Annotated in this window: 8 protein-coding genes and 3 pseudogenes; 10 read left to right on the top strand and 1 reads right to left on the bottom strand. The window is 57.2% G+C overall.

All coding sequences use genetic code 11. From position 1 onward, the window contains the following. The 3 pseudogenes from EN935_RS08270 to EN935_RS41920 all read left to right on the top strand — a co-directional run. Positions 1-407 (top strand): annotated as a pseudogene (locus tag EN935_RS08270) (CoA ester lyase); the annotation flags it as partial. A 24-nt stretch (positions 408-431) separates the two neighbouring features. Further along, positions 432-556, top strand: a pseudogene (locus EN935_RS08265) (integrase core domain-containing protein); the annotation flags it as partial. 958 nt (positions 557-1,514) lie between these two features. Then, positions 1,515-1,651: pseudogene (locus EN935_RS41920) on the top strand (IS3 family transposase); the annotation flags it as partial. 48 nt (positions 1,652-1,699) lie between these two features. On the opposite strand, the gene EN935_RS08255 reads toward EN935_RS41920, so the two are convergent. Further along, positions 1,700-2,047, bottom strand: coding sequence for a transposase (locus EN935_RS08255; protein WP_063169310.1), 348 nt, complete (start codon positions 2,045-2,047; stop codon positions 1,700-1,702). A 1,485-nt stretch (positions 2,048-3,532) separates the two neighbouring features. Between EN935_RS08255 and EN935_RS08250 the strand changes: the two genes are divergently transcribed. The 7 genes from EN935_RS08250 to EN935_RS08215 all read left to right on the top strand — a co-directional run. Continuing rightward, positions 3,533-3,934: a hypothetical protein gene (locus EN935_RS08250; RefSeq protein WP_063169309.1), complete on the top strand. Its 402-nt coding sequence runs from the start codon at positions 3,533-3,535 to the stop codon at positions 3,932-3,934. A gap of 167 nt (positions 3,935-4,101) precedes the next feature. Continuing rightward, the gene (locus EN935_RS08245; protein ID WP_063169308.1) at positions 4,102-5,028 is read left to right on the top strand and encodes a LysR family transcriptional regulator; all 927 of its coding nucleotides are present in this window, start codon (positions 4,102-4,104) and stop codon (positions 5,026-5,028) included. 193 nt (positions 5,029-5,221) lie between these two features. Next, on the top strand, positions 5,222-6,655 hold the full coding sequence (locus EN935_RS08240) for an NAD-dependent succinate-semialdehyde dehydrogenase (protein WP_063170369.1): 1,434 nt from the start codon (positions 5,222-5,224) through the stop codon (positions 6,653-6,655). Positions 6,656-6,682: 27 nt separating this feature from the next. Then, the gene (locus EN935_RS08235; RefSeq protein ID WP_063169307.1) at positions 6,683-8,206 is read left to right on the top strand and encodes a fumarate hydratase; all 1,524 of its coding nucleotides are present in this window, start codon (positions 6,683-6,685) and stop codon (positions 8,204-8,206) included. Positions 8,207-8,699: 493 nt separating this feature from the next. Continuing rightward, positions 8,700-9,197 carry an Lrp/AsnC family transcriptional regulator gene (locus EN935_RS08230; RefSeq protein WP_063169306.1) on the top strand — a complete coding sequence of 166 codons (498 nt, stop codon included), beginning with the start codon at positions 8,700-8,702 and terminating at the stop codon, positions 9,195-9,197. A gap of 1,402 nt (positions 9,198-10,599) precedes the next feature. Then, positions 10,600-11,460, top strand: a complete 861-nt coding sequence (locus tag EN935_RS08220; RefSeq protein WP_063169305.1) for a DUF4231 domain-containing protein — start codon at positions 10,600-10,602, stop codon at positions 11,458-11,460. 9 nt (positions 11,461-11,469) lie between these two features. Then, a partial coding sequence (locus EN935_RS08215) for a TIR domain-containing protein (RefSeq protein WP_127373259.1) occupies positions 11,470-11,836 on the top strand: 367 nt, incomplete at its 3' end.

Genomic DNA, 11,836 nt, shown 5'->3' with positions numbered 1-11,836 from the left:
GCCCTGAAGACTTCAGCGCCGCTGTTGGCGGCGCCCCAGGATTCGACCTTCTTTTGACGCCGAACCTTTCTGTTCTGTTTGCCGCCCGCGCGGCCGGCTTGCTCCCGCTGGGCTTCATAGGAAGCATCGGCGAGTTCTCGGACACGCATAAACTTCGTGAGGCCGCGGTGCGGGCGCGGCGGCTTGGCTTTGCCGGAGCTTTGGCGATCCATCCGACACAGGTGGCCATATTCAATGAGGCTTTCTCGCCAAGCGCCCAGGAGCTCGAGTGGGCCCATAAAGTTGTCGCGGCGGCAAATGATGCCGCCACGCGTGGACTGTCCGCATTCTCGTTGAATGGCAAAATGATAGATCCGCCAGTGGTGCGGCGCGCCCACGAGATCCTGATTCTTGTGGGCAACAACTGACTGGCCTGTTATCAGCGGCTGAACAGGAGCGAATGGCACTACACCGCGCCGGGCAAGCCGATGCAAAATGGCTACGCGATTCCCTCAACGGCCGAATGCGAGACGAGCTGTTGAACGATGGCCTGTTCTTCGGCCTCGACCACGCCCGCAGTGCCACTGCCGAATGGAGGCAGGACCTAAATCCTGTTCATAACACTCATCTGTCTATGTCATTTGAGTGAATAGGTTTTGCTGATCTGGATGCGATCCCATGGGGTATTTTGGGTTTTGCCGCGCGCGATGAACGATGCGCTGAGCCGCCGGTTCGTCAAGCGTTGATCGGCTGAAGACCCATGGACCGTCCGGCAGAGGATGAACGCCTTCGATCGACGCGAGTCCACCGAAGGCGATGCAACGCGGCTCGCCATTGTCAAGCAGACCACGCCAGCAGGAATAGCGCGGAATGTTGTGCTTGGTTCCCGTGTAGCGGACCGTCAGCTCGCGGCCGCAGCGCCGGCAGCGGACAAGGTCGGCGAGCAGAGCGTCGCCATGCTTGGGCGCCCCGTGATGCCGGCTCGTGGGCACGTGGTCGCTCACCATCTTGCGGATCGCTTCCGCCTTTCCCAGCCGACGTAGCCTTCGTGTGCACCCGGAATCAGCGCCAGCATCTCGCGCCTTACGGCGGCTGCGCGAGCGAATGGCGGCATCTGCGCGGTCTGCGCGTCGTGCGGGTTGGAGAAGATCGAACTGATATGTCGTAGGCTGGCGCGGTATGGACCTCTCCCCGGTTCGCTTCGTGAGGACCCGATGCTGCGCCCGAATCCTCCAATTGCGATGGGGTGTGGGAATTGGCCGTCGGGTCCTGCAGCAGTGTCACCAAGACGCCAAGCGTTCTGGGATCGATATGTGGGGCAGGGCAATGCGCCACGCGGTGCAGACCGCGATCAAACATCCAGGCCGGAACTTCCAGCCACCGATCGGAGGCGTGGCGGGAGAGACTGCAGCGGAAAACCTCCCGGTCGGCGTTCTCGATCACCTCATGAACGTGAACACAACGCCCGGCCCAAGGATGCCACGGATAAAGAAACTTGCGTTCCTCGGTCCTGTGGGTGTTCTTTCCTGGTGTTGTTCAACACCGTGAGGCCGCATTCCTCGCTCGCTATTTGACCCCGGCGGTCTTCGCCGGAACCCTCGCCGCAACCGGCTCCGACGCTGCACTCAATGAAGGCTTCGCGCCTCCGCCCGTTGCTCAAACCGCGCCATAACAGAAACGGCCGAGGCTAATCGCCACTGGTTGAAAGTTCAGTGGCAGGTCAGAGGGTCTGGCTCGACGGCCTTAGCTTCAGGCTATCCGGCCAATCCCGGCGATCACCCAGCGACACGATGACTGACCAGTGCTCAGCGCCACCGCCGGAGCTGCAAAAAGAGTTGCGTATGATTGAGCGTTCGACCACGTTGCTGTCGATCTTGATATGGCCTCGTCCAGGATGCGCGAGAGGCGCTTCCCAGCGCGAGAGCGTGTAGGGGATCGCCGCTGTGAGCTTGGTCTTCTGACTGATTTGGCCGAGCTTCTCTAGCCGCCCTGGGTCCAGTGCCGTGATGGTTGAGCACTTTTTGCCTGCGTGCAGCAAGGCCTCGTTGGCCTCGGCTACGGATGTCATCCTCGATCTTTTAGAGTTCGCGGATCCTTCTTAGCGCCTCGATCGGGCGCGGCATGGCAGAAGGCGAGCGTGAAGCCGCTTTTCGTCGGCCAGCAAGCGATGGCCCGCTATAGCCGTCGACCTGCAAGTTCCGGTAGAGAGCCTGCGAGATGAGCGATCGCACGCTGGGCCTTTTCGGTCCGGCGCATAGACATAAGACGCCCGGCGGTCCGCTCCCTCCCTAATCAGTCATCGCGGGCATAAATCCAGAGTAGGCCTGTCTTCGTCTTGCCGACCCCGGAACGAGCACCGGCGCGGTCGTCGCACGTCGGCGAAGAGTTTTGGCGAGGACTTCGGTTTTGCTAAAGCAACCGTTCATGGACCAGACGTAGGTGCCAGTCCGGCGCGGCCGACTACCGGCGCTGCCAGCAGCCTGGGCAAGCGAACCAAATTGTAGCCCGCCAAGTTATGCCGCGCCCGCGGTGGCACATCCTCGCAGCTTGACCTTGGCCATGCCGTCTGAGGTCTTGACTGACCGAACCCTCCTCTGACCCCTTAGGGCAGTGCTGACTGAGATCATAGCCCGGATGGCGCTTCGTGCGGTCATCGATCGCTATACGCGAGGCTTGTTGCTTTCTGCTCAAATGGGCGTTGAAGGCAACGCGCGGCGTGATCTTGCTCTTTGCAGGTCCTTGACTGGCGCGTCCTAGGCTTCGCCAGCGCCAGTCGATGCGCCGTCGCGGCGTCTGCGGTCCAACATAGCGAGAGCGGCATCACGCTCGCCTGTGCCAGGCCTGGGTATGAAACTTTCCAGTCAAGCCGGATTGGCCAGCACCTGGGTGCATAACCAACCTGTTGTCGCGGCTTCATTAGCATGAGGTGCCCGGAAACGAAGATACGTATGGACCCCGCCCCGCTTTCCAATTGAGCCTAGGGGCTGCTGATTCCTTCTTCGCCAAGGGTCGTGAACGGCGTGATCGACCAATGGATTAGGTTGATGGGACGATGAGTGTCGCCTCGGTCGAGCAATGGTGGATGAAACTGCGATGACATGTCCGATAGGATCTCTGTAATCGCCCTGCCTGACGCCCTGCCTTCAGGTTTTCGACATAAAATTTCACCTCGGTCACACCTGATCTTAATGTCGCCAGCGATCTAATCCAGTGTGCCAGGAATGAGGTACCGTACGGCCGCACTGCGAGAATGCCTTCTTCGCAAATCCCAGTCCTCGCCGTGACTGCTAGGTGCAATACTGCAAGCCAGCTGAACCAATTGAGGATCTGTCCCCTCATCGAGGCGCGGATTGACTTGGATGACGACGGGTCCAGGCTTCGTCCACGGAGTTCAATGTTCGTTGGCCCAGCTGAGGCCGTGAGCTTGCAAGCAATTCTGTGACACGTTGACGATACGATCATGCTCGTCATTAGTCAGCAGGGTTGGTTGGACAATTCACCTCTCGGAAGAGGAAATGGGGTGGCCGGCCGAAGTCCGCCAGCGGCAATAGCAATGACCTCCTTTCCCATCTTGTTAGCGCCGCTGGTTGCAATGGCGCTTGGTACTGAAGACTTCAGTGCAGCTGTTGGCGGTGCCCCAGAACTCGACCTGCTTTTGACGCCGAACCTTTCCGTTCTGTTCCCCATGCGGCAGTCTCGGCTCGATAGGAAGCATCGGCGATTCTTAGACAATGATAACTTCGTGGGGCCGCAGGCGATCCATTTAAACATCGATGGGGCTTTTCACCAAGCGCACAAGAACTCGAGGGACCCGTCGTGTCCTCGCGGCGAAAAAGATGCGACGGCGCAAGGCAAAGGCGCGTTCACATTGGACGGGAAGATGGTCGATCTACCGGTTATTCGAAGGGTCCGAGAAATCATCTCCATGGATCAGGGCGCCGAGTTGGCCGGTTGAAGCCTCGGCGGGTTGGGTCCATTCTGGACACATAGGTTACGGTTTTGGTCAAACCACACTGAGATGACACGACAGTTAGGCGTCATGTCGCTCTGCAATTATTGCTGTCGCGCCATCACATTTCGAGATAGATTACATCATTGCAGTCCGCCCTCGGAAGAGTACCCGTGGAAATCAGGCAGTTAAGATACTTTGTTGGCGTGGTCGAAGCAGGCAGTTTCACGAAGGCCGCTGGCTTTCTGAATGTCGCCCAGAGTGCGCTGAGTCTGCATGTGCGCCAATTGGAGGAAGGCTTCGGCACTCAGCTGCTGATACGCGACAGGACCGGCGTGAGCGTGACGGCGTCAGGAGCCAAACTCCTGGAGCGGGCGCGGGCGATTCTCAAAGAAATTCGAATTACCGAGGTGGAATTGACCAACACAGCCGCTTCCCCCGCCGGGGAGGTGACTATTGGCATTCCGTCTGGAGCTGCTCGCGTCCTGAGCGGTCCGCTGCTTGAGACGGTAAGACACGAACTGCCCAAGGTGTCCCTCAAGATGGTCGAGGGTATGACGGGACCGCTAGAGGAATGGATGGCGGCTGGACGCTTCAATCTGGCGGTTCTGTACCGCACTGCGGACAGTGTGGGGCGAATGACTGTGCTAGCGCGCGAAGACCTTTGTCTGGTGGTTCCGTCCGGCGAGCCACCGTTTGAAGATGCGATATCTCTGGCCGACCTGCATGCATTCCCCCTGGCGGTTCCCATGCGCAACAACAATGTCAGGCGTTCGGTGGCTGATGTCGTCGCACAACACGGTTGCGCGATGGACGTCAAGTTTGAAGTGGACTCGCTCTCAACGATCATCAACATGGTCGTAGAGGGAAAAGCGCATTCTATTCTCGCCCCGTCTGCCGTTCAGAAAGAAGCCTCTCAAGGGCTGGTCCGGACGGTCAAGATAGTCGATCCGGTAATTACCCGCTCCGTGGTGCTTGCTGTAAATCCCAAAGATGAGCGTTCTGCGGCCGTTTCTGCGGTCCGCAAGCTCATTCCGAAGGTCGCCAGAGAATTGATTGAGAGCCGGGGCTGGGTAGCATCGGCTCCTGACGCGACCTGAGAACCATCGATCTGTAAACAACGGCATGACTTCCTTCCTGTCGGAACAGATCGATCTGGATTCCAGATGGATTTAGGCACTAATCGATATTTGACCCGCTGCGACCATCGCGATGAAACTGGCTCAAGCGAGCTCAGCGGCTTCGAAAATTGAAACGGCGCTCGCATGGCCAGAATCACAAGTGGAGCCCGCGATGTCCCACGCCAGGAGCTACGAGCTCTTCATTAATGGCAAATGGCGAGCCGGTGGTAGCCGAGCCACTTTGCCGGTGATCAACCCGGCGACGGAGAAGGTATTTGCCTCAGTGGCCTCGGCTACGGTTCCAGACTTGGATGAAGCTCTTGCTTCGGCAGAACGCAGCCGCAAGGCGTGGTCCTCACGCCCCGCCAAAGAGCGTGGCGAGATCCTCGTCTCTGCCGCCAGCAATCTGGCTGAGAAAGCTGGCGCCGCAGCCAGGGACCTGTCGTCCGAACAGGGAAAGACGATTGCCGAAGCAACAGGAGAGTACGCGCGCGCAGTCGAAACGCTGGAATGGAATGGCCGGCATGCCGATGAGTTGTCGACCCCGATTCCGTTGGGTCCGAACAGGATGATCGTCCCGGAGGCCCTCGGTGTCGTCGCTGCCTTTACGCCGTGGAACTATCCAGCCGTTCTCATCGCCCGCAAGCTCGCCCCCGCGCTGGCGGCAGGCTGCCCGGTGATCCTCAAAGGGGCCGAAGAGACGCCAAGCGTGGCTGTCCATGTCGTGGAATCTTTGCGTCAAGCAGGGATACCGGAAGGCGTGGTCAACCTGGTGTTCGGTGTTCCTGTGCATATATCACGGCATCTGCTCAGTTCGCCAATTGTCAAAGTCTTGACGTTCACGGGGTCGACCGCTGTTGGGAAACAGCTGGCCACACTGGCCGCGAATAATCTGCAGCGCTGCATCCTTGAGCTCGGTGGACATTCCCCGGTTATTGTGTGCGAAGATGCCGACCTGGCAACGGCGATACCGGCTATTTCGGAATACAAATTCGAGTGCGCGGGCCAGAGTTGTAATGCGCCCAGCAGGATTCTTGTCGCCCGATCCCGCTATGAGGAATTCCTGTTCCGGATGACGGAGGCGGTCCGAAAAATCAGGATCGGTCCACCGGATGACCCTGCAACGCAGATGGGTCCCATGGCAAACGCGCGGCGAATCGAGGCCATGCAACGCCTGACCAAAGATGCGGTAGAGGGCGGCGCCCAAATCGAGACCGGTGGCATCCCCCTTGACCGACCGGGGTTTTACTGGCCGCCAACCATCCTGACTGGCGTACCGAAGGAAGCGAGAGTGCTTCATGAAGAGCCGTTCGGACCAATTCTCACCGTGGCTCCTTTCGATACGATCGAAGAGGCGATCGATGAAGCCAACGCCACGGAGTACGGTCTGGCCGCCTACTTGTTTACTGGCGCGGCCGATACGCAACAGAGGCTTGTGGGCGGTCTTTCTGCGGGCGCTGTTAGTGTGAATTACCTGAAAGGGGTTTCCGCTGATGCCCCTTATGGAGGAGTCAAACAAAGCGGCTATGGATATGAAGGCGGCGAGCAGGGGGTGCGAAGCTTCCAGATTCTGAAAATGGTCAATGGCCTCGGTTCATTTGGATAAAATCCGGTGGGAAACAGAACACGGACCATGGCCGGTAGCGACATCACAAGGAGCGTCGCCGACGCCCTTCAGTACATCTCGTACTATCATCCTCCAGATTATATCCGGTCTCTTTCTCACGCATACACGCGAGAACAGAGCCCGTCGGCGAAGAATGCCATAGGTCAGATTCTGCTGAACTCCCGCATGGCGGCCTTTGGGCGGCGCCCGATTTGTCAGGACACCGGACTTGTGGTTGTCTTCGCAAAGGTCGGCATGGATGCCCGCATTAAGTCAACAGCCAGTTTCGCGGATCTTGTGAATGAGGGCGTACGTCAAGCCTATCTCGATCCGGACAATCCCCTTCGGGCATCGATCGTTGCGGATCCCCTCGCTAGACGGGTCAACACCCGCGACAACACACCGGCAGTTGTCCATGTCGACCTGGTGCAAGGTAACCAGATTGAGATCACCATCGCCGCGAAAGGCGGCGGGTCGGAGAACAAGGCACGTTTTACCACCCTCAATCCCACCGCCTCCGTTTCCGACTGGGTGGTCAATACCGTTTCGACCCTTGGCAGCGGGTGGTGTCCACCTGGACTGATCTCTGTCGGCATCGGTGGTAGCGCTGAAAAGGCGATGCTGCTGGCCAAGGAGGCCATGAACGAGCCCATAGATATGGCGGAACTGATCGCAAGGGGGGCGTCAAGCGCAGAAGAGGGGCTGCGGATTGAGCTTTATGAGCGGATCAACGCGCTTGGTATCGGCGCCCAAGGCCTTGGTGGTCTGACGACAGTCGTTGACGTCAAGGTTGCGACCTATCCTACTCATGCAGCGTCCAAGCCTGTGGCGCTCATCCCGCAATGCGCCGCCAACCGGCACCTGAAGTTTACTTTGGACGGCTCTGGACCCATCAGCCTCCAGCCGCCCGATTTGCGCGAATGGCCCGACATCGGAGCCGACGAATTGAACCCAGCCGGCGTCCGGCGGGTCAATTTAGATACGCTTACGAAGGAAGAGACGGCATCGTGGCGCTGCGGTGAAACGCTCCTGCTTTCTGGAAAGATGCTGACGGGCCGTGACGCTGCCCACAAACGAATGGTCGAACTGATTGATGCCGGCAAGCCGCTCCCAGTCGATCTGAGGGGCCGCGTGATCTACTACGTCGGTCCCGTCCGGGCAGTGAGGAATGAAGTCGTTGGACCCGCCGGTCCAACAACCTCCAGCCGCTTGGACGATTTTACGGACAAGGTGCTCGCCGAAACCGGCCTTTTCGCGATGGTGGGCAAAGCGGAGAGGGGACCGGCGGCCATCGCGTCGATTGTAAGACACAGAACGCCATACCTTGCTGCAGTGGGTGGCGCTGCGTACCTGATTTCAAAGTCGATTAAGGCGGCGCGGATTGTCGCCTTTGAAGACCTGGGCATGGAAGCCATCTATGAATTCGATGTGCAGGACATGCCCGTCGTCATGGCTGTCGATGTTGAGGGAAACTCCATTCACAATTCCGGGCCTCTTGAGTGGCGTAAGCGTATGGCAGCCGACAGCATCGCACGCAACATCGGTGTTTGAGTCTTTCCGGTTGGGCGATTTCGGCCAGACCCGAGCGCCAAATTATCGGGCAAGCCATAAGACGAGCGGCATTTGCGGTGCCCTGCGCCTCGGCGAGCCGGCCAAGCAAGGCCTTCAATTCACCCTAATAGTTGAATGTGCGAGTGAATACTGCATTGAGTATGCCGTCCATGCGATCGAGGGTCGAATGCAGTCGCGCGTCTATCAAGTACGGCAGCGAGATTCAAGAAAATCGGTTATCTATTTATCATGGTCTCCGCCGCCGCCGACTATTCTCTCCAGCTGCACCATTGCCCCGTTGGGCGTTGGGGCGATAGCCAAATTACTTCTGCAGCTTTTCTCAGCGGATCGCTCACCCTCAGCTGATTTTCGTACCCCATTCTGGCACATCTCGGGCCTGGAACGGATGCCTTCCACTGCTACATTCGCTCGTTTCAATTGATGATAGAATTGATCGGCACACAACGCGATGTCATCGCTGAGAGCATAGGTTATGAAGTCGAAACCCGATCCCGTGCAACTCGACAGTTGGGACCTGCGGATCCTCTCCGAAATTCAGGCAGACGGTCGGATTTCAAAAAGTGAGCTTGCAAAACGAGTTCATCTTTCGGCGTCCGCCTGTTCGGAGCGGCTCCGAGCACTCAAGGCCGCGGGGATTATTGAGGGATTTTATGCGCGGCTGAGTCCTGCCCTCATCGGCGGCATGATCTTTGTGATGGTGGAGGTCGTGCTGGATCGTCATCGTCTTGAGGACCAACGACACTTCGAAACTGCTATCCAAGACATTCCGGAAATCCTGGACTGCTGGGCAATTGGGGGGCGCGTGGATTATCTGATGCGGGTCGCATCTCGTTCTATGGCCGCCTATCAGGATTTCATGGAGGGACTGCTGCAGGCAGGCTTGGGGATTGATCAATACTATAGCCTTGTCGTCACGAAACCAGTGAAGTCCAATTCACCGATACCTTTGTCCGCCCTGAGGCAACGGTAACCCAAAAGCTAAGTTTCAACGGCGTTTGGCACGGATCCCGTAGATTCGTCGGCAAAAGGCACCCATTCCGACGAAACTCAAGGGACATTTGCGGTATACTAATTGCTGGAAAAAGGTGGCCGAGCGCTATCCGCCAGTTGATCGCGAGCAAGGACGATGCGCTTGAGCAATCTGGAACCGATCTATTCCAGGAGAGGATCGAAGCAGCCATCGGACGCACTTGCCCAGCACGGTTACGGCGAGAAGCCAAACCGGATCGTGCCTGGTTGAGGAGGCGTCCATATCTAAGATGCGAAGTGCCGAAAAATGCCTCTACCGCTACTTCAAGGGGGGAACTTTCGCCCTGGATTGGCGATCAGTGGCGATTGAGCTTAGTCGCGGTCAGCGCATCCGTGTAGGGGGCGAAATCTACAGCGAGGGTTTGGCAAGCCGACGGGTAGCGGGAGTGCAAGCTGGCCCGCTCGGCCTTGGCGACCAACCCGGCCCTCGACGCCTGCGGACATTCGGAGATCGCGTTTTTACGTCCTAAGTTCGTTGCTGTTCGAGATTAGGAGATCGTCTGTCCTGTTTGACATTGCTGGTCTCCGCAGCCTTCTAAGCGAGGAGCATGGCTGTGCCGGGATCGCGTAGGTGGGTGACAAGGCCGGTCACTCCTGCCACCCGACGTGGTCTTTGAGAAGGTGGAGGTTGCGCTACCGGCTGGAGAGCATGGTGCCAGTTTTCACAAGACAAGGGTCGCTTAATCGAATGGGCGTCAAGTTCATAGATTGCGAACAGATCATGGGGGGATTTGAATAGTGCTACTGACCGAGGCAGAGCTGAAAAGAGTTGCGAATGCCAGTCGAGGACATAGAGCCGCATCGATCGTTCTAAAGGAAGAGACGGCCGCAGCTACAGCCAGATCGTCATTCGACGTTTTTCTGTCACATTCTTTCAAGGACGCAGAGATCGTTCTCGGTGTGAAGCGAATTTTCGAGGAGCTTGGGTTCACTGCTTACGTAGATTGGGTCGAAGATTCACAACTGGACCGCACAAAAGTCTCCTCGGCCACCGCCGAGTTGCTGCGGACCCGTATGAGGCAGTCAAAGACGCTAATCTATGTGCATTCAAACAATTCTCCAGGATCCAGATGGATGCCTTGGGAGCTTGGCTTTTTCGATGGGTTTCGGACCGCGGTAGCGGTTCTGCCCGTGGCAAAAAATTCTTCGGAAACATTCTCCGGGCAAGAATTTTTGGGCCTATACCCTTACATTGATGGGACAGGACCTGCATTCCTGTTTATGAACAGAGGGACCGCGCCTCGCTCAAGAATAGGCTCTGTAAGCTCGACTGCTAACCTCACGTTTGCCAAATCCTGGCTTAAAGAATTTACCGCCACAAAATAGACTGGTGTGCTTCAAAAATGAAATATCCTGGACTCTATAATAGCGCCGACGTGGCATCCAACGAGCAGCAGGCGACGTTTCTGCGCCTGATCCGGGCAGAGTACGTTCTTCTTTTTTTAGCGTCGGTGCTCTCTTTGGACTTGTCGCCATCAAAAGCCTATTTCGGTGTCTATGCTGCGGTATTTCTTTGCTCAATGGGAGTCCTCATTTTCCGGTCGGTCACAAAGCCCGAGCAGGTCTGGTATCAGGCTCGAGCTCTGGCAGAGTCGGTGAAGACATTGACTTGGCGCTTCGCGATGCGAGCACAGCCGTTCGATGACGCGCGCGCCGCTGACGCCAGAGCTGATTTTCGAAAGCTCATGGAAGGTATCCTTGATAGCAATCGTCACCTTGGTAGCGCGTTGAGCGGCACCGATTCAGCATCCCCCCAAACAACCGACCAGATGATGTCGATAAGGGACTCCCCGCTAAAAGAAAGAAAAGACCTATATCTGCAGAGACGAATCTGCGACCAACGGAAGTGGTACGAGAAGAAGGCGCGCTCGAACAAGAGGTCCGCGAAAGTCTGGATGGGCCTTGGTATTTTTGCATACGCTCTGGGATTCTCGTTCATCGTAGTACGCATCGCTGACCCCGCGATGCCAGGCTGGCCGACCGAGCCGCTAATTGTCATCGCCGCCTCCCTTATTGGGTGGACCCAGATCAAGAAATTTAACGAATTGGCATCGGCTTACACGTTGACAGCTCACGAGATCGGCTTGACTGCCGACCTTATTACGGACGCCAACTCGGATGAGGCATTCTCCGCCGCGGTGAACGAAGCCGAACTGGCTTTCTCACGGGAGCACACCCAGTGGGTTGCTCGTCAAAACAACTAAGAGACAACAATGGCATACAGCGATCCGACCTATGTAATATTTGACGGCGATGAAGACGCTTGGGCATACCGCTTTATGAAAGGGTGGAACGCCAGCGAGAATGTGAGTTTTGAATTCGCGAACGCTCACGATCTGGACAATATGACGAGCCGAGCACAGGACGAAGATTATGTTAAACGCAATCTTCGCAACAGAATGAATGGATCGAGCCAGGTACTTGTCCTGATCGGTGAGAAGACGAAAAACCTTTTTCGCTTCGTGCGCTGGGAAATGGAATTGGCTCTTGATCTAGGTCTGCCGATAATCGCAGCAAACCTTAACGGCTCGCGGCAACAAGATGTGAGCTGTCCGCCTATCATCAGGGACAAATGTGTTG

This window comes from Mesorhizobium sp. M7D.F.Ca.US.004.03.1.1 (genome assembly GCF_003998635.1).
Lineage (GTDB): Bacteria > Pseudomonadota > Alphaproteobacteria > Rhizobiales > Rhizobiaceae > Mesorhizobium > Mesorhizobium loti.
Note: the sequence above shows the minus strand (reverse complement) of the source record. Positions and strands in the feature narration are given on the sequence as shown.

Bases quoted from the DNA above. Each gene is read 5' to 3' on its own strand.
- EN935_RS08255 (WP_063169310.1), bottom strand. From the start codon at position 2,047: ATGACATCCGTAGCCGAGGCCAACGAGGCCTTGCTGCACGCAGGCAAA.
- EN935_RS08250 (WP_063169309.1), top strand. From the start codon at position 3,533: ATGACCTCCTTTCCCATCTTGTTAGCGCCGCTGGTTGCAATGGCGCTT.
- EN935_RS08240 (WP_063170369.1), top strand. From the start codon at position 5,222: ATGTCCCACGCCAGGAGCTACGAGCTCTTCATTAATGGCAAATGGCGA.
- EN935_RS08235 (WP_063169307.1), top strand. From the start codon at position 6,683: ATGGCCGGTAGCGACATCACAAGGAGCGTCGCCGACGCCCTTCAGTAC.
- EN935_RS08230 (WP_063169306.1), top strand. From the start codon at position 8,700: ATGAAGTCGAAACCCGATCCCGTGCAACTCGACAGTTGGGACCTGCGG.
- EN935_RS08220 (WP_063169305.1), top strand. From the start codon at position 10,600: ATGAAATATCCTGGACTCTATAATAGCGCCGACGTGGCATCCAACGAG.